This window comes from Mogibacterium timidum ATCC 33093, assembly GCF_000525775.1.
GTDB classification, from domain to species: Bacteria; Bacillota; Clostridia; order Peptostreptococcales; family Anaerovoracaceae; genus Mogibacterium; species Mogibacterium timidum.
On sequence record NZ_JALU01000021.1, the window covers coordinates 20,979 to 46,801 of the forward strand.

General features: G+C 44.9%; 36 protein-coding genes and 1 other RNA gene. All 37 read left to right on the forward strand.

Translation table 11 applies throughout. The annotated features are described in order from the left end of the window. Positions 1–6 precede the first annotated feature (6 nt). The 37 genes from rplV (at position 7) to HMPREF0581_RS06075 (ending at position 25,799) form a co-directional block, all read left to right on the forward strand. A complete protein-coding gene (gene rplV, locus HMPREF0581_RS05905; protein WP_009644447.1) occupies positions 7–393 on the forward strand; it encodes a 50S ribosomal protein L22 in 387 nt (128 codons plus the stop codon). Continuing rightward, the gene (rpsC, locus tag HMPREF0581_RS05910) at positions 377–1,240 is read left to right on the forward strand and encodes a 30S ribosomal protein S3 (RefSeq protein ID WP_036381340.1); all 864 of its coding nucleotides are present in this window, start codon (positions 377–379) and stop codon (positions 1,238–1,240) included. The genes rplV and rpsC overlap by 17 nt, the downstream gene beginning before the upstream one ends. A 22-nt stretch (positions 1,241–1,262) precedes the next feature. Then, entirely contained in the window at positions 1,263–1,694 is a 432-nt protein-coding gene (gene rplP / locus HMPREF0581_RS05915; protein ID WP_009644393.1) for a 50S ribosomal protein L16, read from the forward strand. Then, entirely contained in the window at positions 1,694–1,891 is a 198-nt protein-coding gene (gene rpmC / locus HMPREF0581_RS05920; RefSeq protein ID WP_009644418.1) for a 50S ribosomal protein L29, read from the forward strand. Before rplP ends, rpmC begins: the two co-directional genes overlap by 1 nt. Positions 1,892–1,908: 17 nt before the next feature. Next, entirely contained in the window at positions 1,909–2,163 is a 255-nt protein-coding gene (gene rpsQ, locus HMPREF0581_RS05925) for a 30S ribosomal protein S17 (RefSeq protein WP_009644423.1), read from the forward strand. Between the two features lie 14 nt (positions 2,164–2,177). Next, the gene (gene rplN / locus HMPREF0581_RS05930; RefSeq protein ID WP_009644425.1) at positions 2,178–2,552 is read left to right on the forward strand and encodes a 50S ribosomal protein L14; all 375 of its coding nucleotides are present in this window, start codon (positions 2,178–2,180) and stop codon (positions 2,550–2,552) included. Positions 2,553–2,563: 11 nt separating this feature from the next. Continuing rightward, a complete protein-coding gene (gene rplX / locus HMPREF0581_RS05935) occupies positions 2,564–2,869 on the forward strand; it encodes a 50S ribosomal protein L24 (RefSeq protein WP_009644415.1) in 306 nt (101 codons plus the stop codon). Between the two features lie 16 nt (positions 2,870–2,885). Beyond that, complete coding sequence (rplE, locus tag HMPREF0581_RS05940; RefSeq protein ID WP_009644411.1) at positions 2,886–3,428, forward strand: 50S ribosomal protein L5; 543 nt, start codon at positions 2,886–2,888, stop codon at positions 3,426–3,428. A gap of 14 nt (positions 3,429–3,442) precedes the next feature. After that, positions 3,443–3,628: a type Z 30S ribosomal protein S14 gene (locus HMPREF0581_RS05945; RefSeq protein WP_009644441.1), complete on the forward strand. Its 186-nt coding sequence runs from the start codon at positions 3,443–3,445 to the stop codon at positions 3,626–3,628. A gap of 68 nt (positions 3,629–3,696) precedes the next feature. Further along, positions 3,697–4,095, forward strand: coding sequence for a 30S ribosomal protein S8 (gene rpsH, locus HMPREF0581_RS05950; protein WP_036381345.1), 399 nt, complete (start codon positions 3,697–3,699; stop codon positions 4,093–4,095). Between the two features lie 12 nt (positions 4,096–4,107). Continuing rightward, positions 4,108–4,653, forward strand: a complete 546-nt coding sequence (gene rplF, locus HMPREF0581_RS05955; protein ID WP_009644414.1) for a 50S ribosomal protein L6 — start codon at positions 4,108–4,110, stop codon at positions 4,651–4,653. Between the two features lie 19 nt (positions 4,654–4,672). Next, a complete protein-coding gene (rplR, locus tag HMPREF0581_RS05960) occupies positions 4,673–5,038 on the forward strand; it encodes a 50S ribosomal protein L18 (protein ID WP_009644419.1) in 366 nt (121 codons plus the stop codon). Positions 5,039–5,051: 13 nt separating this feature from the next. Continuing rightward, entirely contained in the window at positions 5,052–5,555 is a 504-nt protein-coding gene (gene rpsE / locus HMPREF0581_RS05965) for a 30S ribosomal protein S5 (RefSeq protein ID WP_009644448.1), read from the forward strand. Positions 5,556–5,568: 13 nt separating this feature from the next. Beyond that, the gene (gene rpmD, locus HMPREF0581_RS05970; RefSeq protein ID WP_009644444.1) at positions 5,569–5,751 is read left to right on the forward strand and encodes a 50S ribosomal protein L30; all 183 of its coding nucleotides are present in this window, start codon (positions 5,569–5,571) and stop codon (positions 5,749–5,751) included. Between the two features lie 13 nt (positions 5,752–5,764). Then, on the forward strand, positions 5,765–6,205 hold the full coding sequence (gene rplO, locus HMPREF0581_RS05975; protein ID WP_009644390.1) for a 50S ribosomal protein L15: 441 nt from the start codon (positions 5,765–5,767) through the stop codon (positions 6,203–6,205). 2 nt (positions 6,206–6,207) lie between these two features. Beyond that, positions 6,208–7,488 (forward strand): preprotein translocase subunit SecY, encoded by a 1,281-nt coding sequence (gene secY / locus HMPREF0581_RS05980; protein WP_009644399.1) that lies wholly within the window; start codon positions 6,208–6,210, stop codon positions 7,486–7,488. 14 nt (positions 7,489–7,502) lie between these two features. Continuing rightward, positions 7,503–8,165, forward strand: coding sequence for an adenylate kinase (locus HMPREF0581_RS05985; protein ID WP_009644405.1), 663 nt, complete (start codon positions 7,503–7,505; stop codon positions 8,163–8,165). A 2-nt stretch (positions 8,166–8,167) separates the two neighbouring features. After that, complete coding sequence (map, locus tag HMPREF0581_RS05990) at positions 8,168–8,917, forward strand: type I methionyl aminopeptidase (protein WP_009644417.1); 750 nt, start codon at positions 8,168–8,170, stop codon at positions 8,915–8,917. 13 nt (positions 8,918–8,930) lie between these two features. Continuing rightward, positions 8,931–9,152, forward strand: a complete 222-nt coding sequence (gene infA / locus HMPREF0581_RS05995) for a translation initiation factor IF-1 (RefSeq protein ID WP_009644424.1) — start codon at positions 8,931–8,933, stop codon at positions 9,150–9,152. Between the two features lie 17 nt (positions 9,153–9,169). After that, positions 9,170–9,283: a 50S ribosomal protein L36 gene (rpmJ, locus tag HMPREF0581_RS06000; protein WP_009644389.1), complete on the forward strand. Its 114-nt coding sequence runs from the start codon at positions 9,170–9,172 to the stop codon at positions 9,281–9,283. A gap of 121 nt (positions 9,284–9,404) precedes the next feature. Then, positions 9,405–9,770 carry a 30S ribosomal protein S13 gene (gene rpsM / locus HMPREF0581_RS06005; RefSeq protein ID WP_009644385.1) on the forward strand — a complete coding sequence of 122 codons (366 nt, stop codon included), beginning with the start codon at positions 9,405–9,407 and terminating at the stop codon, positions 9,768–9,770. 20 nt (positions 9,771–9,790) lie between these two features. Further along, positions 9,791–10,186 (forward strand): 30S ribosomal protein S11, encoded by a 396-nt coding sequence (gene rpsK, locus HMPREF0581_RS06010; protein WP_009644391.1) that lies wholly within the window; start codon positions 9,791–9,793, stop codon positions 10,184–10,186. A gap of 22 nt (positions 10,187–10,208) precedes the next feature. Further along, positions 10,209–10,796, forward strand: a complete 588-nt coding sequence (rpsD, locus tag HMPREF0581_RS06015; RefSeq protein WP_009644406.1) for a 30S ribosomal protein S4 — start codon at positions 10,209–10,211, stop codon at positions 10,794–10,796. A 77-nt stretch (positions 10,797–10,873) separates the two neighbouring features. Then, positions 10,874–11,821: a DNA-directed RNA polymerase subunit alpha gene (locus tag HMPREF0581_RS06020; protein WP_036381350.1), complete on the forward strand. Its 948-nt coding sequence runs from the start codon at positions 10,874–10,876 to the stop codon at positions 11,819–11,821. 21 nt (positions 11,822–11,842) lie between these two features. Further along, entirely contained in the window at positions 11,843–12,184 is a 342-nt protein-coding gene (gene rplQ / locus HMPREF0581_RS06025; protein WP_009644403.1) for a 50S ribosomal protein L17, read from the forward strand. 265 nt (positions 12,185–12,449) lie between these two features. Beyond that, the gene (locus HMPREF0581_RS06030; RefSeq protein WP_156791979.1) at positions 12,450–13,124 is read left to right on the forward strand and encodes a YhgE/Pip domain-containing protein; all 675 of its coding nucleotides are present in this window, start codon (positions 12,450–12,452) and stop codon (positions 13,122–13,124) included. Beyond that, positions 13,108–13,416, forward strand: coding sequence for a hypothetical protein (locus HMPREF0581_RS06035; RefSeq protein WP_009644442.1), 309 nt, complete (start codon positions 13,108–13,110; stop codon positions 13,414–13,416). Before HMPREF0581_RS06030 ends, HMPREF0581_RS06035 begins: the two co-directional genes overlap by 17 nt. A 21-nt stretch (positions 13,417–13,437) precedes the next feature. After that, positions 13,438–13,683, forward strand: a complete 246-nt coding sequence (locus HMPREF0581_RS09105) for a CPBP family glutamic-type intramembrane protease (RefSeq protein ID WP_178978042.1) — start codon at positions 13,438–13,440, stop codon at positions 13,681–13,683. 447 nt (positions 13,684–14,130) lie between these two features. After that, positions 14,131–14,607 (forward strand): pyridoxamine 5'-phosphate oxidase family protein, encoded by a 477-nt coding sequence (locus HMPREF0581_RS06040; protein ID WP_009644416.1) that lies wholly within the window; start codon positions 14,131–14,133, stop codon positions 14,605–14,607. A gap of 163 nt (positions 14,608–14,770) precedes the next feature. Next, on the forward strand, positions 14,771–15,310 hold the full coding sequence (locus HMPREF0581_RS06045; protein ID WP_276324512.1) for a pentapeptide repeat-containing protein: 540 nt from the start codon (positions 14,771–14,773) through the stop codon (positions 15,308–15,310). Between the two features lie 289 nt (positions 15,311–15,599). Continuing rightward, positions 15,600–16,322, forward strand: coding sequence for a hypothetical protein (locus tag HMPREF0581_RS06050; RefSeq protein ID WP_036381357.1), 723 nt, complete (start codon positions 15,600–15,602; stop codon positions 16,320–16,322). A 143-nt stretch (positions 16,323–16,465) separates the two neighbouring features. Continuing rightward, positions 16,466–16,634, forward strand: an RNA gene (gene ffs / locus HMPREF0581_RS08575) — signal recognition particle sRNA large type. A gap of 48 nt (positions 16,635–16,682) precedes the next feature. Then, positions 16,683–18,473 (forward strand): DNA polymerase III subunit gamma/tau, encoded by a 1,791-nt coding sequence (gene dnaX, locus HMPREF0581_RS08340; protein ID WP_051426957.1) that lies wholly within the window; start codon positions 16,683–16,685, stop codon positions 18,471–18,473. Between the two features lie 31 nt (positions 18,474–18,504). Next, positions 18,505–18,867, forward strand: coding sequence for a YbaB/EbfC family nucleoid-associated protein (locus HMPREF0581_RS06060; RefSeq protein WP_009643313.1), 363 nt, complete (start codon positions 18,505–18,507; stop codon positions 18,865–18,867). Between the two features lie 17 nt (positions 18,868–18,884). Continuing rightward, positions 18,885–19,487, forward strand: coding sequence for a recombination mediator RecR (gene recR, locus HMPREF0581_RS06065; RefSeq protein ID WP_009643307.1), 603 nt, complete (start codon positions 18,885–18,887; stop codon positions 19,485–19,487). A gap of 60 nt (positions 19,488–19,547) precedes the next feature. Next, the gene (gene mutM, locus HMPREF0581_RS06070) at positions 19,548–20,405 is read left to right on the forward strand and encodes a bifunctional DNA-formamidopyrimidine glycosylase/DNA-(apurinic or apyrimidinic site) lyase (protein WP_009643319.1); all 858 of its coding nucleotides are present in this window, start codon (positions 19,548–19,550) and stop codon (positions 20,403–20,405) included. Positions 20,406–20,720: 315 nt separating this feature from the next. Continuing rightward, a complete protein-coding gene (locus HMPREF0581_RS06075; RefSeq protein WP_036381360.1) occupies positions 20,721–25,799 on the forward strand; it encodes a leucine-rich repeat protein in 5,079 nt (1,692 codons plus the stop codon). Positions 25,800–25,823 lie beyond the last annotated feature (24 nt).

Here is a 25,823-nt window from a genome sequence, read left to right on the forward strand (position 1 = left end):
GCTGATATGGAAGCAAAAGCAATTGCTAAGTATGTAAGAATGTCTCCCAGCAAACTAAAGCCTGTTACTGACCTGGTAAGAGGAAAAGATTTGAACGAGGCATTGACAATCCTCAAGTTCACACCCGGAAGGGGCGCAGAGCTTGTAGAGAAGGTTGTTCAGTCCGCAGCAGCAAATGCTGAGAATAACTTTGACATGAATCCAGATGAGCTCTACGTTGCAGAGGTATATGCAAATCAGGGTCCTACGATGAAGAGGTTCAGAGCGGGAGCTCAGGGTAGAGCATCGATGATCCTCAAGAGGACAAGCCACATTGGTGTAACTCTTAAGGAAAAGGCTGCTAAAACAGTAGAAACAGTAGAAGGAGGTCAGCCAGATGGGTCAGAAGGTTAATCCACATGGATTAAGAGTTGGAGTCAACAAGAATTGGAGCTCAAAGTGGTACGCTGACAAGACTAACTTTGCTGATTTCCTTGTTGAGGATAATAAAGTAAGAAATTACGTTAAGAAGAAGCTTTACGCTGCCGGCGTTGCAAGTGTCGTAATTGAGAGACCTGCAGCCGATAAGGTGAAGATAATTATAGCAACAGCCAGACCGGGAATGGTAATTGGAAGAGCCGGAGATGGAATTGACGAGCTCAAAAAGAGTCTCATTAAGCTCACGGGCAAGACCGTAGAGATTTCCATCGAAGAGGTAAGAAGATCAGAGCTCGATGCGCAGCTGACAGCTGAAAGCATTGCACAGGCACTCGAGAGAAGAGTTTCTTTCAGAAGAGCTATGAAGTCCGCAATCCAGAGAACAGTTAAGGCCGGAGCTAAGGGCATCAAGGTTCTTGTTTCAGGAAGACTTGGCGGTGCTGAAATCGCCAGAAGTGAGAAGTACAGCGAAGGGAATGTTCCGCTACACACGCTCAGAGCTGATATCGATTATGGATTTGCAGAGGCTGATACTACTTACGGTAAGATCGGTGTTAAGGTGTGGATTAACCACGGCGAGATTCTGGATAAGGGTCTCAAGGAGACTATTCCTGAGCAGTCAAAGAACGATAGAAGAGATCGCAAGCAGAGAAGAAACGACAAGAGAGACAGAAAGAGAAGCTTCGGAAACAGAAGAAATGATCACCGCGAAGCAAGACCTGAGGTAAAGCCGGCAACCACAAGGGTTAGAAAGGCACCTAAGGTTACTGAGGCGGCTCCTGCTCCTGAAGTAGCTGAGACAGCACAGGGAACAGAAGAATAATCATAGAAAGGAGAGACTTGCCATGTTAATGCCAAAGCGCGTTAAACGCAGAAGAGTCCACAGAGGCAGAATGAAGGGTGTTGCGACAAAGGGCAACACCGTTACATACGGAAAGTTTGGTCTAGTTGCCGAAGAGCCTGCATGGATTGACTCCAAGCAGATTGAGGCTGCCAGAATTGCGATGACCAGATCTATCAAGAGAGGCGGAAAGGTTTATATCAAAATCTTCCCACATAAGCCAATCACTAAGAAGCCAGCAGAAGTTAGAATGGGATCCGGAAAGGGTGCTCCTGAATATTGGGTAGCAGTCGTTAAGCCGGGCAGAGTAATGTTCGAACTTGAGGGCGTAACTGAAGCACAGGCCAAGGAGGCTTTGAGACTTGCTTCTCACAAGCTGCCTATCAAGTGCAAGTTCGTTGTCAAGGGCCAGGAAGCAAAGGGTGGTGACGAATAATGGATCTGAATACAATAAGAAAGATGACTGATCAGGAGAGAACAGCCGAGCTCGCCAGAATGAAGCAGGAGCTCTTCAATCTGAGATTCCAGCACGTTACCGGACAGCTTGACAATCCTGTGAAGATGAGAGAGATCAGAAGAGATATTGCCAGAGTAAAGACTATAATCAGGGAAATGGATAAGCCTGAAGCTTAAAGGAAGGAGGATGTACAATGGAAAGAAATAGCAGAAAGACCAGAACTGGAGTAGTTGTAAGCGACAAGATGGATAAGACAGTTGTTGTTGCTACAAAGGATTCAGTAAGACATTCTCTTTACGGAAAGGCTGTTAAGAGAACTAAGAAGTTCAAGGTTCACGACGAGAACAATGAGTGTGGCATCGGCGATAGAGTAAGAATTATGGAGACAAAGCCTCTTTCTAAGGATAAGAGGTGGAGACTTGTCGAGATAGTTGAGAAGGCTAAATAGGGAGGCGACAAATCATGATACAGACAGAAACAAGATTGAGAGTTGCCGACAATTCCGGAGCTAAGGAGCTCCTTTGCATTCGTATCCTTGGAGGCACAGGCCGCAAGTATGCTAATATTGGAGACATCATTGTTTGCTCCGTTAAGGATGCTGCTCCAGGTGGAGTTGTTAAGAAAGGTGACGTTGTAAAGGCAGTTGTAGTTAGATCGAAGAGCGGAGCCAGAAGAGATGACGGAAGCTACGTTAAGTTCGATCAGAACGCTGCTGTAATTATCAAAGACAGAAGCGATAAGAACCCTGTAGGAACACGTATTTTTGGACCTGTTGCAAGGGAGCTTAGAGATAACGGCTTTATGAAGATTGTGTCTTTGGCACCGGAAGTATTATAGGGGGTGTACAAATGCAGATTAGAAAAGGCGATACAGTCGTAGTTATCTCGGGAAAGGACAAGGGCAAGGTTGGAACAGTTCTAAGAGCTATTCCAAAGGCTAACAAGGTTGTTGTTGAGGGCGTTAACGTACAGACTAAGCACGCAAAGGCTACAAGAACATCCGCATCCGAGATTAAGCATATAGAAGGGCCTATCGACGCATCCAATGTTATGTTCTACGAGAAGGACAGCAAGCAGGGTGTAAGACTGGGAACTAAGATAGAAAACGGCAAGAAGGTTAGATATTCTAAGAAAACCAATGCCGTAGTAGACTAGGAAAGGAGGAGAGACAGTGTCAAACAGACTAAGAGTTAAGTATGACGAAAGTGTTTTTGCAGCACTCAAGGAGAAGTTCAACTACTCCAACAGTATGGAAGTTCCGAAGCTGGAGAAGATCACAATTAACATGGGTCTTGGCGAAGCTAAGGACAATTCCAAGATCCTCGAAAGCGCTGTAAAGGAACTCGCTCTCATCTCCGGACAGAGACCTGTAGTTACTAAGGCAAGAAAGTCCATCGCTAACTTTAAGGTTAGACAGGGAATGCCTGTAGGAGCTAAGGTCACTATTAGAGGTGACAGAATGTACGCATTCGCAGATAAGTTCTTCAATCTTTCTCTTCCTAGAGTTAGAGACTTTAAGGGCGTTAGCAAGAATTCTTTCGATGGTAGAGGCAATTATTCAATGGGAATTAGAGAGCAGCTTATTTTCCCGGAAATCGTTTACGATGATGTAGAGACTATCAAGGGAATGAACATTGTATTTACCACAACAGCTAAGACAGATGAGGAAGCACAGGCGTTACTTGAGCTCCTCGGAATGCCTTTTGAGAAGTAATTTAGGAGGGGAACATGGCTAAAACTTCACTGAAAGTTAAGCAGACCAGAAAGCCTAAGTATTCAACAAGGGCTTATACAAGATGCAAGATTTGTGGAAGACCACATTCGGTTCTGAAGAAGTATGGCGTCTGCCGTATCTGCTTCAGAGAGCTTGCTTACAAGGGTGAAATCCCGGGTGTTAAGAAAGCAAGCTGGTAGGTTATTTTGCGCAGGCCTGTCACGCTTAACACGTGCAGGAACCACGTAGAGAAAGGAGAAACACTGTAATGGCAATGACAGATCCAATAGCAGATATGCTAACAAGAATTAGAAATGCCAACACAGCCGGACATGCTACGGTAGAAATCCCTGCATCCAAGATGAAGAAGTCTATCGCGGAGATCCTCAAGAACGAGGGCTTCATCAAGGATTACTCAGTCGCTCAGGACAATGCACAGGGGACCATCACTGTAGAGCTTAAGTACGGCCCAAATAAGGAAAAGACAATCTACGGGATCAAGAAGATCTCGAAGCCGGGTCTGAGAGTTTATGCAAAGGCAGACCAGGTACCTAAGGTGCTCGGCGGCCTCGGAATTGCTATCGTATCTACATCTAAGGGTGTTATCAGCGATAAGGAAGCGCGTAAGCTCGGAGTCGGCGGCGAAGTTATTTGTTACGTTTGGTAGGAGGTATAGGATATGTCAAGAATAGGCGTTAGACCAATTACAATTCCTGCCGGCGTGGAGATAGCCGTAGAGGAAAATAATGTAATTAAGGTAAAAGGCCCTAAGGGTGAGCTTTGCCACAAGATAGGTGAGACACTGACTGTGGAGATTGAGGAAAACGTCCTCACCGTTAAGCGACCATCCGATTCTAAGTTCGACAAGGCTCAGCACGGACTTGGAAGGACACTCATCAACAACATGATTGAGGGTGTTTCCAAGGGCTTTGAGGTAAAGATGACTGTTAACGGTGTAGGTTATACCGTTGCAAAGCAGGGTGACACACTCGTTATGAAGCTCGGATTCTCACATCCGGTTGAGATGAAGGATCCGGCAGGAATCACAACAGAGACTCCTGATGCAACCACCATTATTGTAAAGGGTTGCGATAAGGCGGAGGTAGGAAACTACGCTGCTAATATCAGAGCTTGGAGAAAGCCTGAGCCATATAAGGGCAAGGGAATCATCTACGATGGAGAAGTTATACACAAGAAGGAAGGAAAGAGCGGAGCTTCCGCATAGAGAAGGGAGGATTTGAAAAATGGCAAAAGCAAGCAGAAATGACAGAAGACTCAAGAGACATGCCAGAGTCAGAAAAGACGTTTTTGGAACTCCCGAGAAGCCAAGACTGTGCGTATTTAGATCAAACAGCAATATCTCAGCTCAGGTCATCGATGATGTTAACGGAACAACTCTTGTTGCCGCTTCGTCTCTCGATAAGGAGCTTAAGGCGAGCATTGTAAACGGTGGAAATAAAGACGCAGCTAAGCAGGTAGGCAAAGCGGTAGGCGAAAAGGCTGTAGCTAAGGGCATCAAAGAGGTTTGCTTCGATAGAGGCGGATACCTTTATCACGGCAGAGTTAAAGAACTCGCTGATGGTGCACGTGAAGCAGGATTAGAATTCTAAGGGAGGATACAGAATGCGCACGAGAATAGATGCATCTAAGCTTGAACTTACTGAAACCATCGTAAACATCAGACGTGTTTCGAAGACTGTTAAGGGCGGTAAGAACATGAAGTTCTCCGTAACTCTAGTAGTTGGAGATGGCGCAGGCCATGTAGGCATTGGCCTCGGAAAGGCTCAGGAGATCCCTGAAGCTGTAAGAAAAGCAACTGAAGATGCTAAGAAGAAATTAATATTCGTACCTATGGTAGGAACAACAGTTCCTCACCAGACTGTAGGAATTTTCGGAGCAGGCAAGGTTTTGATCATGCCTTCAGCAGAAGGTACCGGAGTTATCGCAGGATCTTCCGTACGTACAGTATTGGAAGCTTGCGGACTCAAGGACGTGAGAGCTAAGTCGCTTGGTTCGAGCAACACAGGAAATATGGCGCTGGCAACACTAGAGGGACTGAAAAGTCTTACAACAGTAGATGAGGTTGCTAAGCGTCGCGGTAAGACACCTGAGGAAATTTTAGGATAGGAGGAAGACGCAAATGGCAAAGACATTAAAGATTACTTTAGTAAAGAGTGTTATTGGCGCAACTCCTAAGCAGAAGAAGACAGTAGAAGCTCTTGGCCTCAAGAAGCTGCATCATTCGGTTGAATTAGCTGATTCATCCGCGACGCGCGGTGCAATTGCTAAGGTTTCTCATCTTCTAGATGTGGAAGAACTATAGGAGGTGCAGGACAATGAGACTTCACGAATTAAAGGCAGCTGAGGGAGCAACCAAGGTTCGCAAGAGAAGAGGTCGCGGTCAGGGTACCGGCCAGGGAACCACCGGCGGCAGGGGTATGAACGGTCAGAACTCGAGAAGCGGAGGCGGAGTACGTCTGGGCTTTGAGGGTGGACAGATGCCACTATACAGAAGAATTCCTAAGAGAGGATTTACAAATCGTTTCGCTAAGGAATTTGCTGAGGTTAATGTTGTAGACCTAAACAGATTTGAAGAAGGTACAGTCGTAGATTTCGACCTTATGCTTCAGTCCGGACTTGTTAAGCAGGTTAAGGATGGCGTTAAGGTTCTTGGTAACGGCGAGTTGAAGAAGAAGCTAACTGTAAAGGCTGAGAAATTCAGCAAGAGCGCTGCCGAAAAGATTGAAAAGGCAGGCGGAAAGGCAGAGGTTATCTAGTCATGGAACTTCTCAAGACACTCTCTAAGGCATGGCACGTAAAGGAGATTCGCGCGAAGATTCTTTTTACTCTCATGATAATGCTGATTTTCAGGATTGGATCCAACATTCCGGTTCCAGGGATTAATAGAGATTATCTTGCTCAGATGTTCAAGGGTCAGACAGGGCTTCTCGACTTGTTTGATTTGTTTTCCGGAGGAGCGTTTAGCAATTTCACAATATTTGCTTTGAGTATCACTCCGTATGTAACCGCTTCAATTATCGTCCAGCTCCTTACAATAGCTTTCCCGTACTTTGAGAGACTCTCGAAGGAGGGCAATGAAGGTCGTAAGAAGATGGCGACTATAACGAGATATTTAACCATAGTACTAGGATTGATTCAGGCAACGGGTTTGACGATTGGTCTTTTCAGGAGAGCGATTGTCAACCGCAGCGCCTTCTCGATGATCGTAATTATTATGGTCCTGACAGCAGGAACCGCGTTCCTAATGTGGCTAGGAGAGCAGATTAACGAATACGGAGTCGGAAACGGCATCTCGCTAATCATCTTCGGCGGCATTATTGCAAGGATTCCAACAGCTATTCGAGGAATTCACACGCAGGTCAAAGAAGGGGCACTAAGTGTAGTAGCTGTAATTGCATTAGTCATTGTGGCAGTGTTAATAACGGTTGTAATCATACTGATGCAGCAGGGAACAAGAAAGATTCCGGTACAGTACGCTAAGCGTATGGTAGGAAGAAAGATGTATGGCGGTCAGTCGACACACATCCCTATGAAGGTTAACCAAGCGGGAGTTATTCCAATTATCTTCTCGCTGTCGTTGCTTCAGTTCCCGCTCACTATAACTTATTTCGTTCCACAGTCTGCGTTTGCAAAGTGGATGTCGAAGTATCTATCCCCATCAGGAGATCCGGGAATCTGGGTTTATGCAATATTAAATATCACGCTGACACTGTTCTTCACATATTTCTATACGGCAATTACATTCAAGCCGGAAGAAGTTGCGGATAATATGAGACAGAGCGGCGGTTTCGTTCCGGGAATTAGACCTGGTGCAGCAACTGAGGAGTATTTATCCAGAATTATGTCGAGACTTTGCTTCGTAGGAGGCGTGTTCTTGGCAGCAGTAGCTACTATACCAACGGTAATGAGCGAGTTCACTCCGTTACAGCTATCGTTTGGTGGAACATCACTGCTTATCGCTGTAGGTGTAGCATTAGATACAGTGCAGCAGATTGAAAATCAGATGCTCAATAGGAACTATCAAGGATTTCTTAAGTAACCGTTTAGGAAAGGATGGCAAAGAAGATGCTAAGAGCTGTTTTACTTGGCCCTCCTGGAGCCGGCAAAGGCACACAGGCAGCCAAGGTAATTGAAAAATACAATGTTCCACATATCTCTACAGGGGATATCTTCCGAGCTAATATCAAGGAAGGAACGGAGCTTGGTAAAAAGGCACAGGGCTACATTAATGAGGGTAAGTTAGTGCCGGATGAGCTGGTAGTTGACCTAGTTACAGACAGACTTCAGCAGGATGACTGCAAGGATGGTTTCCTCCTCGACGGCTTCCCAAGGACGATCCTCCAGGCTGAGCAGCTGGATGAATTCCTATCTAAGAACGGACAAAAGCTGGACATAGTTCTTAACTTCAAAGTTAGAAAGGACGTTCTCGTTGAGCGCATTTCGGGTAGGCGCGTGTGCAAAGCCTGCGGTGCAAGCTTCCATGTAGTGAATGTTCCACCTAAGAAGGAAGGAATTTGCGATCGTTGTGGCGGAGAGCTGATCCAGCGCAAGGATGACAATCGCGAAACTGTAGAAAACAGAATTAACGTGTACGAGAGCGAAACTGCTGTGCTCATCGGATACTATGAGAAGCAGGGCGTGCTCGTTGACTTTGACGGAGAGAAGAGCCACGAAGAGGTCTTCGCAGACGTTGTAAAGGCAATAGAGGCTAAATAGGTATGGTAATAATTAAGTCGAAAAGAGAAATTGATATCATGCGTGAGGCTGCTAAGGTTACAGGTGAAATCCTTCGAGATCTCGAGGGATTCATCAAACCCGGTGTAACGACACACGCAATAGATAGTTTTGTAGAGGATAGAATACACCACTACAAGATGAAGCCGACCTTCAAGGGGTACGGTGGATTTCCTGCAGCGGCTTGCGTATCTGTCAATGAAGAAGTAGTACATGGGATCCCTTCCAAGAAGAGAATACTTCAGGAAGGCGACATAGTTAGTGTTGATACAGGATCGACATACAAGGGTTATTGCAGCGATGCAGCTAGAACATATGCTGTAGGCGAAATCAGTGACGATGCTCGTAAACTGATCGATGTGACGAAGCAAAGCTTTTTTGAAGGTGTCAAGTATGCCATGGTAGGATATAGACTACACGACATAGGGCATGCTATTCAAGAATACGCTGAGTCGAATGGCTTCGGCGTTATAAGAGACTATTTGGGGCACGGTGTCGGACGTAACCTTCACGAAGACCCACAGGTTCCTAATTACGGAGATGCTCATACAGGACCACACCTCAAGGAGGGAATGGTCCTGGCAATCGAGCCGATGATTACACAGGGTTCCTACGGAACCAGAGTCTTGGCTAACGACTGGACAGTTGTTACGGATGACGGACTCCTGGCTGCTCACTATGAGAATACCGTAGCAATCAATGACGGAGAGCCTGAACTGCTCACGTTAATATAAGGAGACTGAATTTATGTCGAAAAAGAATTCGATCGAAGTAATGGGCACGGTCATCGACGCACAGCCAAACGCAATGTTCAAGGTTAAGCTAGAGAACGGCTTCGAAGTCCTCGCCCACATTTCCGGTAAGATTAGGATGAATTACATCAGAATCCTCCCGGGAGACAAAGTAAAGGTAGAGCTATCACCTTACGATTTGACACGTGGGAGGATCACGTGGCGTGATAAGAACTAATTAAAGGAGGAGCCAAGATGAAAGTTAGAGCTTCAGTAAAGCCAATTTGCGAAAAGTGCAAGGTAATCAAGAGACATGGAAAAGTCATGGTAATCTGTGAGAATCCTAAGCATAAGCAGAGACAAGGCTAGTAAAATAGGTTATAATGCTATGACGTGCTGTTTTGCCGGGAACTCAGTACAGCTTTATTAAATGTAACCCCTGTCTATATCACCCCCGGGCTGGTGACGGAAGATAGGAAAGGAGGAAGAAATGGCAAGAATTGCCGGAGTTGACCTGCCTAGAGATAAGAGAATCGAAATCGGTCTCACTTATATCTATGGAATCGGTCTAGTATCATCTAAGAACATCCTCGCAAAAGCAGGAGTAGATGGTGACATCAGAGTAAGAGATCTTACAGAAGAAGATGCCGGAAAGATTAGAAAAGTCATCGAGACTGAGTATATCGTAGAAGGTGATCTCAGAAGAGAAGTTTCCCTCAATATCAAGAGACTGATGGAGATTGGAAGCTACAGAGGAATCAGACACAGAAGAGGCCTCCCGGTTAGAGGTCAGAAGACCAAGACAAACGCAAGAACTCGCAAGGGTCCTAAGCGTCTTGCTGGCAAGAAGAAATAAGGGCAAGGAGGTAGAGAAATATGGCAGCTGTTAAGAAAACAGTTAGAAAGAAGAAAAGAGAACGTAAAAACGTTGAAAGAGGCCAGGCTCACATCCAGTCCACATTTAACAACACACTAGTTACTCTAACAGACATGGACGGAAATGCACTATCATGGTCAAGCGCTGGCTCAAACGGCTTCAGAGGTTCGAGAAAGTCGACACCTTTCGCTGCACAGAGCGCTGCGGAGGTTGCAGCAAAGGCAGCTATGGAGCATGGTCTCAAGACGGTGGAGGTATACGTAAAGGGTCCCGGTTCCGGCAGAGAAGCTGCTATCAGAGCGCTGCAAACTGCCGGGCTCAATGTAACAATGATTAAGGACATTACGCCAATTCCTCACAACGGATGCAGGCCGCCTAAGAAGAGAAGAGTCTAAACGGAAGGAGGAGTAACAATACATGGCTAGAAATAGAGAACCGGTACTGAAGAGAGCTAAGGCACTAGGCATCGAGCCTCAGTACATGGGTATAAATAAGAAATCTAAGAGACAGGCTCAGCAGAGCAGAAGAAAGAAGAGCGAGTATGGTCTTCAGCTCAACGAGAAGCAGAAGGTTAAGTTCGTATACGGACTTCAGGAGAAGCAGTTCAGAAATCTCTATGCTAAGGCGGAGAAGAGAACCGGACAGGTTGGTACTAACCTTCTCGTAATGCTCGAGAGCAGATTTGACAACGTTGTATTCAGAATGGGTTTTGCAGCTACAAGAAGAGAAGCCAGACAGCTGGTTAACCATGGGCATTTCCTGGTTAATGGCAAGAAGGCAAACATTCCTTCAATGGAGCTCAAGGCCGGAGATGTAGTCACTGTAAAGGAAAAGTCTCAGTCATCTCCTAAGTTCAAGGAGCTCAAGGAAATGGTTATTACAACTCCACAGTGGATTAGCATTGATCTTGACAAGCTTGAGGGTAAGATCGTTACTACACCAAGCCGTGAAGACATTGATTTACCGATCGCAGAGCACAACATAGTTGAGTTCTACTCGAGATAGTCGTTCGATTAATTAATCATATCGCTTTTAGTATTAATTAATAAACGTTAGATCAGTAAATTTATGGGAGGAACAGAATGATCGAGATAGTAAAGCCAACAATTACTAAAGAAATCGACGAAAATGGCCGGTACGGAAAGTTCGTTGTAGAGCCTCTCGAGAGAGGATATGGAACGACGCTCGGAAACTGCATGAGAAGAATTCTTCTCAGCTCTTTGCCGGGAGCAGCTATCACCTCGGTCAAGATTGACGGTGTACTCCATGAGTTCTCGACAATCCCGGGCGTCAAGGAGGATGTTACAGAGATTATCTTGAATTTAAAGAGACTCGCTGTAAGAATCAATGGCGACGAGGAGAAGAGAGCAATCATCAACGCTGTTGGAGCCAGAGAGGTGACAGCAGCAGATATCATCGTTGATTCCGATATGGAGATTTTTAATCCGGATTTACATATTGCAACTCTTGCAGAGAATGCAACTCTGGTAATGGAAATGAATATCGCTTCGGGAAGAGGATATGTGCCTGCAGAGCAGAACAAGACAGATTCAACTCCTATAGCAGTTATTCCGGTTGACTCTATATTCACACCTGTTAAGAAGGTTAATTTCACAGTTGAGAATACGAGAGTTGGACAGGTGACTGATTATGATAAGCTGACACTTGAGCTTTGGACTGACGGATCAATTACACCTGAGGAGGGTGTTTCCATCGGTGCCAAGATTATGCTGGAGCACCTGAACCTGTTCATCGGACTGGGTTCAGAGGTGAACGAGATGGACTTCATGGTCGAGAAGAGTGAGGCTCGTAAGGAGAAGGCCCTTGAAATGACAATCGAAGAGCTGGAGCTCTCCGTACGTTCGTTTAACTGCCTGAAGAGAGCTTCGATCAACACTGTACAGGAGCTGACTCAGCGTACAGAGGAAGATATGATGAAGGTTAGGAACCTCGGAATGAAGTCGCTTGTAGAAGTGAAGAATAAATTGGCCGAGCTCGGTTTGAGCCTCAAGCCTAATGACGAAAACTAACTGAAAGGAGTAGACAGACTGATGAATGGTTACAAGAAGCTGGGCAGAAATTCTGCGCACAGAAGATCCATGCTAAGGAACCTCGTAACCGATCTCTTGAGAGAGGGTAGAATCACTACCACTCTTGACAGAGCTAAGGAAGCAGGTCGCGAAGCAGAGAAGATGATTACTCTGGCTAAGCGAGGAGATCTTCATGCAAGGAGACAGGTTCTCGCATACATCTTCGATGAAGATGTCGTAACGAAGCTATTTGACGAGATCGCACCGGAGTATGCAGAGCGTAACGGTGGGTACACAAGAGTTCTTAAGCTGGGACCTAGACAGGGAGATAATGCGGAGGTCGTATATCTCGAGCTCGTGTAAGGGCAGTTGTCTGATAGATATAAATGAGGGTTTCTCCGAGAGGAGGAGCTCTTTTTTTGTGGCCCCAAAATGGCTGTTAAGGCTATAAAAACATCCCATAAAATAGCTTTTTCTTAATTGACCTTGGCATACAAATTGATATCATGTGATAATAACGGCGAATATTTTGTGGTGTTTATGTGTTGGAAAATTTACACAGATTGATTTACATGCCGATTGGAAGTATCGAAATCTTGTAATAGTTTTCCGGATAAGGCAGGGAGTTTTGAAAAAGAAGTCAATTACATCGATAGTATTAGTTTTCGTAATGGTGATTTCTATGTCGTTAACAGGATGTTCTAAAGGCAGTAGCGGGAGTACAGATAAAGGCTCATCGCATAACAATTATATTGCCGTTGTTAATCAAGATATAGGTGTTGAGTATTCAGGCAAGACAGTTAATTACTCGGAGGAGTTCATCAAGACACTTGATAAGAAGAAGTTCAAGGTAGTTTCGGGTGCGTCTGCTGAAGAAGGCGTCAAGAAGGGGACATATGCAGGAGCTGTATTCTTCCCGGCAGACCTGTCAGCAAATATTCTGAATATTAACTACAGGAATCCACAGCCGATTAAACTCGAGTATAAGATTAGCAATAAACTGAGCAAAGCGTCACATGATGGCACATTTGATGGCATAGTTGAGACATATAACAAATTCAATAATAAGCTTTCATATGCATATATTAATGCACTGCTAGATGAAGTAGAGCTTGGACAGTACAACGTAACTGCTATTTTTAACAATGACGGCAGCAACATAGCAGCTGCAAGGAGGCTTGTGGCGGGTAATTATAGTGCTGATTTCAAGATGCCGAATATGCCTGAGCAGAATGTGAAATACGGCAATCAGGACACAAGGGCACTTGCTAAAAGTGGCGAGGATTATGTTAAAGATATTTAAGGATTTATATTTTGGAGCATACAAGTCTGCTTACGGCTCTGTGAAGAGCGATATCGAATCAACAGAAAAGCCTGACAATATAAATGATAAACTTAACAATATGGCATCGTCCATTAATAACGTTGTCGCCCATATCCATGCCGCGAATGAGTTTAAAGCTAAAGTTGAAGGATACGAGAAGGCGGTAGATGCATATATAGCGGATAATGCAGAAGAAAATAAGAAAGCTGTTGCTGAAGCGAAAGAGCAGGTTGATAATTATAAATTCAGAATTCAACCTCGTTGCACTTGACTTGACAATTCAAGTGCCATAATGCAGGAACGCCTTGTAAGAGGATACATATATCAGCTTTTGAAAGAGAGGTACAACCTGTCTGCAGCCGTTATTGTCACAACCGCGATTTTTATGCTTATGCATAGCGGAGCAGTTGAAGCGGGGGCCATTCCTGTAATAAATATTATTACAATGTGTCTTTTACTGCGGCGCTATATGAGTCGGAGTAAACGATCCTCGCACCTATCATGGCGCATTCAATATGTAATATCATCGGGGCTTTAGTTCTCGGCGGGGTAAGCTTGACTGATGATTATCCGAGCATGTTTGCTATAACGTCATCCGGAAACATTCTGTTGTCAGGATGTGTATACAACATAGAATCAAGTATCGTTGTTACGCTCTTGAATGTGATCTTAACGGCAATATTTTATATTCGATACCGAAAAGGAAAGCGAATCAAGATTCCGACATGAAACGAGCTGCGATTCCAGAGATCCCGACCGGCTTGTGCATCAAACATTGTTTTTCACAGTAATTCAGAAGAGTCCCGAAACAAAAAACGAAGAAATTTATATCATCAAATAAATTCGGATTTTGATAAAAGATATGACTCATAGCCTCTGCACGGTTACTTGGATGTTTTTGCAAATGCCATTATAATAGATTATAAGTCGTTTCTTAATTGTTGCATTTAGAAGGTATATTCAAGAGAAAATGCAGGAGGTAAAGATGTTCAGAGAGTTACGCAGAAAGAAAAAAGCAATAAGCTTGGAAGCAGCTAAGGAACTATTGGCAAGTTCCAGAAGAGGCATGTTGGCGGTTAACGGCGATGACGGATATCCATACGCGATTCCAATCAATTATCTGTATGACGATGAGCAGCAGAAAATATTCTTTCATAGCGCCGGTGCAGGTTACAAGGTGGAGTCGCTCATTAAGTCCGATAAAGTGTGCTTTACGGTATACGGTGACGAGATGATTAAGGATGAAGACTGGGCGCCTTACGTTCAGAGCGTAGTAGTATTCGGCAGATGCTGTCCAATAAAGGATAACGATGTGGCGATGGCTGCACTTAAGAACTTTGCGATGAAGTATTATCCGACAGAGCAGATGGTTGTAGATGAAATAAGGCATGCCGGCAGAGCAGTACAGATGTTCGAGATATTAGTGGAGCACATAAGTGGCAAGCAGGTGCAGGAGAAATAGAATCGGGGGAAGGCAGTGATTGTTGACGTAAAGTGGCTCACGGACGTTCTCAATGAACGACAACCGGAGAAGACTTTAGATCTTTCGCGCAAGCGAATATGTAGCGTCGACCTCAGCGGCATGAATCTGTCAAATATTGATTTTTCCTGACTCGTTTTGAAAAGTGGATTTCACGGATGCCAACATGGATCATCGTAATGTAAGCAGATGTTTTTTTGTAGAGTGCAGTATGAGAGGTGTCAGACTCACAAACGCTGACGCATCAGATGCTTCTTTTCGAGAATTGGACATGCAGGATAGTGATTTTTCCGGCACGAATTTCTACTATGCCGCCCTTGAATTCAGCAATTTGGAAAATGTGAAGGTTAACGAAAAAACAAAGTGGTTTGGTGATGCAGTTCCCCAAAAGGGTTCCTTCATCTGTTGGAAGGTTGGTGCTAATCACCGGGTTATCCAACTTCTGGTTCCGGCTGATGCAGGACGAGCCGAATTCGCAAAGGTTCTCTCTATTACAAATTCAGAACGTACGCAGGACTTTACTTGGGAAACAGCAATGGTAGACCATGATTTCGTTTATGAAGTGGGGAAAACTGTGTATCCTGATAACGGATTTTCTGCCTACGGTTGGATGGATGACTCCCCGGGGTTACATTTCTTCATGGATAGAGATATGGCAGAAGCCTTTGGAACGGGGAACTACTAGGTTTATGTCCGTACCCCCCGCTATATAGCTATATATTGTCACCGTTTATTGGCAGAGAGTGTCTTTGTTACATGGTGTTATATGGCGACCTAGATATACGAATCAACAGTAAAAACTTCTTGAGGGGGCTGTATATGGACATTCTAAACAAGGTCAAGATCGCATTCAAGGACTTAGAACATACAGATTTGATTGTGTGAAATTCGTGTGATAAAACGACTATGTGAATCAGTTTAGAGTTTTAAATCTACAGCTTAGCTGAATTATATTGGCTTTAAGGAATATATAAATGGAAAAAGGGATCAAACTTCACAGTATTTATTTTAGATACTTTATATTTGTATTGATGTTTGCCGTTACGAGCTTGTATGTAATTGCATACCATGAAGTAGGAGATCAGGCAATCACCATCAGCTTCGGTAAAGTAGAAATCAGCATGGCACCGGGACAGTTTGCGTGCCGAGGTTTTGGCGTTCTGATAGCTCTATCCGTTATTTTAAGCTTTACAAGCTGGAAGTTTTCGGTTGGAGGTTCAGGAATATACATCAAAAAGATAGATCTTCTCGTACCTTGGGATGATATAAACTCTGTCGCTCATGTCTGGGTAAACGAGTATAGAGCGTTGAAACCAAAAGCGAGTTACCTCTTCTATAATCGAAAGAGCCTAATCATCTACAGAAAAGAACTGAAACCGATATGTATCTATAATATTTCAGTGCTCAGCCTGTATGTGATAAAGCTCTTTAAACCGCAATTGCGCAGCAATATTTTGCCGGCAAGTTTGGCGACTCTCTCAAATGTACTGCTAAACGGAGCAATACTGTATGAGGGGCTCGTAAATCACTATGACATTAAAAGCAGCGTGCTGTTCATGGGTTTTATAGTGCTTTACCTCGTCAAATCTCTGTTTATTCCGCTGGCGATAACCGGACATCAAAATGCAATACACGGAAAACTTATCTTGCACGACACAGCCTACAAGAGGGATGGATCGAAGGCTGTAATTATATAGCATATAGCCTTTAAACAAGGGATTAGATATGGAAGATAAGAACATAGGATGGATGTCCGGGATTGTCACATATGTCTGACAATCCTGTAATTTGGCCGGATCGACTGCAACACGATTGATTGACACTGGTTGATATAGATAATATAATACTAAAGTGCTCTTAGGCAGCTTGCGGTTTATGGGGGGTCCTGCGCAATGGGAAACCGTGAACCATGTCAGGTCCGAGAGGAAGCAGCATTAAGCGGGACATCTCATGTGCCGCAGATTAGCCTCCTATCGGCCGCAAGGTACCTAAGAGCTCAATTAGTATATGGCCATCAACATGGTGGCGAACAGGCGAGTGAACCAGGAGGTAAAGACATGCATCTAGCATTGTACAGGTCTGAAAGGCCGGAGCGCTTTGAGGAAATCATAGGGCAGAAGCATATCGTCAAGATCCTCCGCAACCAGATCAAGAAAGGCACAGTCAGCCAGGCTTACCTATTTGCAGGAACCAGAGGCACGGGTAAAACAACTACAGCAAGAATCCTTGCAAAAGCTGTTAACTGTACTTGCGATGACCCGAGCATTGCTCTGCCGTGTGGTGAGTGCGCCAATTGCAGAGCAATTACTGCAGGCAGATTCCTTGACGTAGTAGAGCTTGATGCAGCTTCCAACAACGGAGTTGAGAGCCTGAGGCAGATTACGGAATCGGTGCAGTATCCGCCAACAGTCGGTGAATACAAAGTGTATATAATTGACGAGGCGCATATGCTCACGGACTCAGCTGAGAACGCCTTCCTCAAGACGCTTGAAGAACCGCCGGAGCACGTGATATTCATACTTGCGACAACTAATCCGGAGAAGATCAAACCAACTATTAAGTCACGTTGTCTTACACTCAATTTTAGGCACGTGTCGGAAAATGATCTGGTAGAGGGTATGGGCAGGATTTGCAACGAGAAGGACATAGCGATTGATACCGACGCTCTATCGATGATAGCTCGCAAGGCAGACGGTTCGGTTAGAGATGCGCTTAGCTTGCTTGAGCAGTGCATCAACGCCGGTGATGAGCTGATTACCGGAGACCTTGTGCTTGAGTATACCGGCGGCGTAGGCAACGATTTTTATCTCCGGCTGACGGACGCGATTAGAAATGGAGAGGCCGGCAATGCGTTGGCAGATATAGACAGCATGGTCAGAATTGGAAAGGATGCCAAGCAGCTGCTGGCGGACTGGCTCATGCACTATAGAAATTTGATGATCTGCAAATATGTGCAGGATCCGTCGGAGCTTGTAAATGCTTCTAACGAAAATACCGCCCGTATCGCTACTCAGGCAAAATCGTTCAGCGATCAAGACATAAATTATGGTATTAGGTTGCTCTCCGATGCGGTCAACAAGGCTAAGTACTCGACTATGCCGAGGATATTGCTTGAAACGTCAGTTATCAAACTGATAGTCGGTGAGAGCTCAGAGATTAGGGTGGAGCCGAGAGTGATTAACTCGCGGATATCGACCGGGACGACCGCAAGGCAGGACGCTCGCCCGGCAGCACACTCAGCATCGCACCGGACAGAGCCGGGAACGGAGCAGCGCGCAGCGAAAAAGACGGGGGTGCCAACCTGTGCAGACGGGGAGTACGATGTTCAATTCACAGAAGCCGAATCAGGGCAGAAGCCGGGCGAGGAACCGAAGCCTCTGTTTGAACCGAAGTTTAATCCGCTGGAGGGAGCAACGGAGGACAGACATATAGTAGAGTATGAGATGAATCCTAACCTGGACGAGATGTGGGATAGGATAAGCGACCGGATGCCGAGCGAGGACAGGATGTTCAAGGCGATGGTTGTTAAATACACCCGTCTGGTGGACGTGTATAACGGTGAGCTGACCGTGGAAGTCAAGAGAACTAAGCTGATGATGGCAGATGAAGCGCTTGACAGACTCAACTCGATAACAAAGGGACTGTATGGAGGGAATTTCTACATCAACCTTAAACCGGTTGACTACAACCCTGCGGATGCGAGGGAATTGAGCCAGTCAGATGAGCCTCATGAGGCTGCCTTTGCAGAGGATATCGTCGAGGAAACGGAGACGAAGGATGAGGTAGTCGAGGAGACGGCAAAGGATATTGCGGAATATTTCGGAGTGTCCGAGATAGAGATAAAATAGAGGTAATTATATAACCGGAAAGGACTAAATCATGGGCAAAGGAATGAGAGCAGGAAAGAAGAAGAAGGCAGGTGGAGGAGCCGGCAATATGCAGCAGCAGATGAAACAGCTGCAGGCTATGCAGCGCGACATGGAGGCTGCACAGGCTTCTATCTCCGAGCAGGAGACTACTGCGACTGCCGGAGGCGGTGCAGTTGAGGTGACAGTAAACGGAAACAAGGAAGTTACCAAGCTCGTCATCGACAAGGATGTAGTGGATCCGGAGGATGTAGAAATGCTGCAGGATCTCATCATGGCAGCTGTCAATGAGGGTATGCGTCAGATTGACGCTATCGCAGAGAGCGAGATGAGCAAGGTAACGGGCGGACTCGACATCCCGGGACTGGGACTATAGGCAGGACCGGTGCAGAGATGAGGCAGTATCCTAAGCCACTGAACAAGTTAATAAATGAGCTATCTAAGCTTCCCGGCATCGGAGGCAAGACGGCACAGAGGCTGGCATTTCACATACTGGCTCTCGACGAACATGAGGCAGAGGCTCTTGCAAATTCTATAGTTAATGCCAAAAAGAGCTTGCATTACTGCTCAATCTGCGGTAACTTGACAGATACCGATCCATGCGAGATTTGCAGTGGCGAGTCGCGCGATCACACGAAAATCTGTGTGGTCGAAAGCCCGCAGGATGTGATAGCGATGGAGAGGATTCGGGAATTTAAAGGACTCTATCATGTGCTCCACGGCACTATTTCTCCGGTGGAGGGAATCGGACCAAACGATATTAATCTCAAATCTATGATTACGCGTCTTCAGCAGCATGATGAGGTGGACGAGATAATCGTGGCGACCAATCCTAACATCGAGGGTGAGGCGACTGCGATGTATATTGCGCGTCTGCTCAAACCGTCCGGAATCAAGGTGACGAGGATTGCACACGGTATTCCTGTCGGAGGGGATCTGGAGTATGCAGACGAGGTGACACTGCTCAAGGCGATGGAAGGAAGAAGAGAGATATAGACCATAGCTGCTGTGCACGGGTTTACGCCGTGCGGCAGCTTTTTATGTGAGAGAAAGGATGTGGAGATAGTGCCGGAGCTGGTTGAGGTCGAAACTGCCAAGAGAATATTGGAACCGCAGCTGAGTGGCTGTATGATTGACGATGTGGAGATAGGGCTGGCCAAGGTCATCAGGAACTGTGCCCCGGAGGAGTTCCGTCGATGTGCTATTGGAAGCCGGTTCGACACAGTGCTGAGACGCGGCAAATTCCTGATATTCAACATGATAACTTCGGAGGATGCGGAGCTCAAATTCGTTGTTCATTTTCGCATGACCGGTGTGCTGCTCATAACTCTGCCCGGATACGAGCAGATCAAACATACGCATGTTGTGTTCAAGCTCTCGGGTGCAGCCGGCGACAAGCGGGAACTGCGTTATATCGACCAGCGTCGCTTTGGCGGCATCTGGATAGTGAGAACCGGAACAGAATTTGCAGCGACCGGCATAGGCGAGCTCGGAGCTGAAGCGACGGATGACACTTTGAGTGCGGATTATTTGCGTGAGCGGCTTGCCAAACGAGGGACGGCAATCAAGACGGGACTCCTCGATCAGCACGTTATCGCAGGGCTCGGAAATATTTACACCGACGAAGTCCTGTTCCGAAGCGGCATTATTCCTACTAGGCCTTGCAGCTCGCTCACATATGATGAGTGGAGGAGGTTGGCGAGGGAGATACCTCAGATGATGAGATTTATGATAGACAAGAATCAGATATCACCGGCAGACTATCTGGCAGGAAGAGGGATAGAATATCGCAACACTCCATTCCTTCAGGTATACAATCGTGCGGGGGAGCCTTGCATTAGGTGTGGAAGGCCTCTGGAACGGACGACTATCGCCGGCAGAAGCAGCGTGTATTGTCGTCATTGCCAGAAATAAATCCGGAAACAAATATGTAGAGAATAGCTTCAACAAAAGGATCAGACCGGCATGGAAAACTTAGAAGATATGCCTGTCGTTTATTTCAGATAGAATGCTTGATTATATATCTATTGCTATGGTAGACTAAAACTACAGTTGGGTTAGAGAACTCTAACCCAACTGTAGTTTTAGTTTTTATCACTCAAGCTTTAAGCATTAATTAATACGCGCCTGCGGAGCTCTAAACGTTGATTTTCTAATCATATCAACCAATTGGGAGTGCGGGTGGCGTAAGTAGCAGTCACTATTTATTAATTTAAGAAAGGATAAGGTATGAAAAATTTCAAGAAGAATGTCAGCTTAATCCTCACTGTGATAATGCTGTCGCTTAGCTTCGGTCCAACCTTCACTTTTGCCGAGACCGGACAGATTGCAGACAAGAGCGAACAGCCAGTGACAGAAAATGCTGTAGCGGCACCCGAAAAAAAGGAGCCTGTTGTTTCAGATTCAACTGACAGAACAGCTGTCCGGAAAGATGTTGACAAACAAATCTCTTCGGATGGCAGGACAGGCACAGAGAGTAAGACCGAGATAAAGAAGGGTGCTGCGAACCTGAGAAGTCAGCCGTTTAACGAAGATGATTTCTATATCTCCGGTGTCAATTTCAACGGCCTGACAGAGTCCGGTAAAGCCAAGCTCAAAGCAAAAAACGGCGTACTTGATTTTCCTGCACTCAAGACACAGCACGGATCACCTGTAAGCCGAATTGGCAGCAATGGGTTTAAAGACTTAGGTATCAAGGCTGTGAGTTTTCCGTCGGCAGTGACGGAAATAGATCCTCAAGCTTTCTATAATAATGAAATTAGCGAGCTTAGGCTCCCGGACACAATACAAAATATAGGCTATGGAGCTTTTAGCAAGAATAAAATAAAGAAACTCATATTGTCTAAGGGTATGAAAACAATATGGGGATTTACATTTGCAAACAACTATCTGGATGAAGTTGTTGTTCCTGCCAATATTACCAAGATTAGCTTCAATGCGTTTGAAAACAACAAGTCAGGCAACCCTAACGGAAAGCTGAAGCTTGTGGCTGAGAATCCTGAAACCCTTGCAATAGATCCGAAAGACAAGGATAAATATGATATAGTAGCGCAGAATTCACCCTCTGAAAAGTACAAGGAAGAGGATTTCGAGTATGAGATCGGGTGGGATCATGAACTTCAGAGAAATGTGTGCAAGGTGACCGGTCTGACAGATTCCGGTAAAGAAAAACGCAAGAAAAATCTTAATCTGATTATTCCCGATGCTATAAAGGGAAATAAAGTTGAGGTTATAGGTAAAAATGCATTTCTGGAGAGAAATTTATCATCAACGTCAAAGCTTGTATCGGTAACACTTCCTAAGAACATCCTCAAAATCGAGGACAGCGCATTTGCGGGCAATGCATTAACAGCCGTTACACTTCCGACGACTTTACAGATAATTGAACCAAATGCATTCTGCTATAACGATATAACAGAGCTTTTCATTCCGAATTCGGTAAGAGTGATTGCTCTCAATGCGTTTGGCGGAAATCCATTGACAAGTGTCGAGATTGATAACTACAAGGGTCGCGTTAGCGTCGATTTTCAGGCATTCGGGAATAACGTAAAGCCTAAATACCTTAGAGTCAAAGAGTCGTATAATATTACCGTCAAGGCTGATGCGGGAGTCACTGTCACGACTGATCCGAAAGACAAGGCTAATGACGGCGATAAAGTAAAGATCAACTATTCCATCACCGACAATAGCAAAGAGCTGCTGGATATCAAGGTAAAGAGTGGTGAATACAGCACGGTTCCCGTGAAGGACAACAGCTTTGTTATGCCTAAAAAGGCGGTGACCGTAGAGGTTAGATTAAAGGACAAATATACACTTGATAAATGGTGTGCTGAAGATTTTGAATACGGATATTATGAGCTTGGAACACCGGACGATGATTTCTACCTTTACGAGTATTCAGTCAAAGGGTTTTCTGAAAAAGGAAAGGAAAAGCTCAAATCCCTTAAATCCGTAATTCTCCCATCGCGTGATACAAAGGGCAATATCCCTGTTTGGGTATATGAAGATGCATTTAAAGGAATAAAGATGGATAGCGTTGAGGTTCCCGGGAACTATACGCATATCCAGAATAATTCATTTAAAAGCTGCGGCTTGAAAAAGGCTGTGTTACACGAAGGGCTGCTCTATGCAAATGATTCTGCATTTGAGGATAACAGATTAAGCGAGTTGTCATTACCTAACAGCTTCAAATATCCGTCAAAAGCAGCATTTAAAGGGAACAATCTCAAGCACATAAAGCTGCCGGAGGTTTGTGAATCGATCGGACCTGAGAGCTTTATGAACAATAGCCTCGAAAGTGTGGAGATGGGTTCAAAGGTAAGGCATATTTATTCAAAAGCCTTTGCCGGCAACAAGCTTACAGAGGTAAACATACCTAAGAGCCTCAAGAACAGGGAGAACGGCATTGACGGGATTAAGGCGGATGCATTTGATAACAATCCGGGCAAAAGGAATCCTCTTAAGCCGAATGAAAACAAAGTAATTCTATGGACTCCTAATAAGGATAATCCGAATAAGCTGGTCAACAGAGGTAATTATATAGTCGATCCTAAGCTGCCGCAGCAGGACGAAGAAAAGTGGCAAGCGGATGATTTTATATACAAGACACTCAAGCTCAATAAGCTTGAGAACGGGAAAAAGGTTCCTGTTGAATTGAATAGTGTTGCCGGATTTTCCGATAAGGGAAGAGAGAAGGTCAAGACTAACAAAGATTTGGTGTTGCCCAATATAGACACCAAGGGGAAGAATGTTGAGGCAGTTGATGACAGAGCTTTTGCGGGATCATTTGGTACTAAGCGTTTGAATACGCTGAAAATACCTGAAGGGTATGTATATATCGGAAGCACTGCGTTTGCATTTAACGGCTGCGGAGGCGAGTTGGTTCTTCCGGACAGCATGGAATATGTAGGACCGGCTGCTTTCTTCAGAAACGAATTCACCGGTCTTGTTGTGCCTGCCGGTATGGATGAGATTTCATCTGCAATGATGAGAGGAAACAGACTCAGCAGGATTATCTTCAAGGGTAATAATCTTGTGTCAATAGGTAGGCTGGCATTTGCTGAAAACAGACTTGAGGAGATCACTGTTCCGGATTCTTTAAAGTCAATAGGTGCTCAGGCCTTTACGACAAATACCGGTTCCGATAATTATAAGGGCAAGCTGATCATCCATACTGCGTCGGGTAAAAATCCTAATAAGCTGAAGGACGCAGAGAACTATCTGATAGATCCTAAGGAGCCGGGGGTAAATCCGGGTATTGATTATAAGAAGTGGACTGTAGATGATTTTGAATATGACGATACAACAGTAAAAGGCTTTTCTGAACAGGGACAGCTTAAAATCAAGAAGAACAAGAATTTGGTAATTCCGGATAAAACTCCTGACGGAAAACCAGTACTGACAATAGGCATAGATGCATTTAGGAACCTCAATAAAGGCTATGACATAGAGAGCATCAGATTGCCTGAAACCGTTACGGTAATTGAAGATTATGCTTTCCAGTTCAACAATATCGACAAGTTTAAAATGCCTCGTGATCTGAAGAAGTTGGGCATGGGTGTTTTCATGATGTCAAATGTAACGAAGATAGAATGGAACGATAAAATCGAATATATTGATCAGGCGTGCTTCTTCATGTGCGAACTGGGCAAATTGGAGATACCGGCTTCGGTGAGAACTGTAATGAACGCATCCTTCAGACGCTGCAATCTTACAGAGGTAAAGTTTGCTAAAGGCAGTAAGCTGAAAACTATCGAGAGCTTAGCCTTTGCTGATAACAAGCTAAAGGAAATTACGCTTCCCGATGGTTTGGAATCCATAGGCAGTCAAGCCTTCGGTGATAATCAGTTCAAGGAGCTTGATGCACCGGCCTCGCTCAAAAATATAGGGTTTCAAGCTTTTGTAAATAATCCGAGCAAGAAAAATCCCGCACCCGTAGTCGTGAACACTCCTGAAGGTAAGAATCCGAACGGGCTTACAGATGATCAGGGTAAGACCTTCGTTATCGATCCTAAGAAAAAGGCCGATCACGCTGACAAGGCAGAGCTTAAGAAGGCTATAGATGAGGCGGAAAAAATAGACAGTACGAAGCTGACATCCAAGTTCAAAGAAATGTTTGATGAGACGCTGCAGGAGGGTAAGAATATCTATGCTGACAGCGAGGCATCTCAGGCAAGTGTAAGGGGCAGCATCAAGTCGATCCGCTGGATTGTGAGAAGATCCGAATTAAGCAAATTGATGTTCAAGAAAGAAGAACTGGAACCGCAAAAGAACAAATATGATGCTGACAAGTGGGCAAATGTAGAAACCGCCTACAAGGAGGCCAAGGAAAATCTTTTCTATATTAATATTTCCGATGAGAAGGTAGCACATCTTATAAATACCTTATCTGTCGCACTTAAGGCACTTGACGAGGATACAGACGAGCTTAAGGATGCTAAAGCATATGAAGGTGAGTTCAGAGTTAAAAAGACCCATTATATCGAACCTTATACTATTAAGGTAAAGGTATGGGTCAAAAATGGAATTATCGTTCATGTTATCAATAACGGAACGGTTACAGATGACCCTAACGATGACGAGGAACATAACGGAGGGTATTTCAAGCAAGCTGTCGAGAACCTTTCAAAATATAAGGGCAAGAAGGTGTCTGACGTCAAGAATAGCAGCAGCAGTAAGGATTTGGGAATTGATGCGATATCAGGAGCTACTATAAGCAGTGTCGGCATTCACGAGGCTATTAGAAATGCACTTAGCAAGGTGCAGGAAGAGGAGCCAATCCCACAGCCGCAGATACGCATCACTGCAGATGACCCATCGATCAACATCAATAACGGAGTTGTTGCCAAGGGTAATCAAATCATATATACGAAGGGTAAGTCTAAAGGCGCCGAATTCAAGATAATAGGTCTGAACTTCGACAATGATAGCAATAACATCAGAGTTATGGTGGATGGACAAACAGTAGCTGATGGGAACGCATATACGCTGCGCTCAGGAAGTATAATAATCGGCTTCAAGAAAACTTATCTTGATTCACTTAAGGCAGGAAATCACGATATTGCAATTTCTACAGGGAAAGGGAATTTGCATGCGAGAATTCTCATCAGAGAGGATGATGTAACTGCTAATAAACCGTATGAGAATATTACATCAAAGAGCGGTACTATACATATTAAGCACACAAAATCTGTAAATTCAACGGTTAAGACCGGGGATTCCCGGAATTTCATCGGATTTACACTTCTCCTTGTTATGAGCGCTGCTTTAACAGTTGTGCTTGTGAAATTCAGAAGAAGAGAGGAGTGACTGCATTATCCCTGCCCCTGAGAG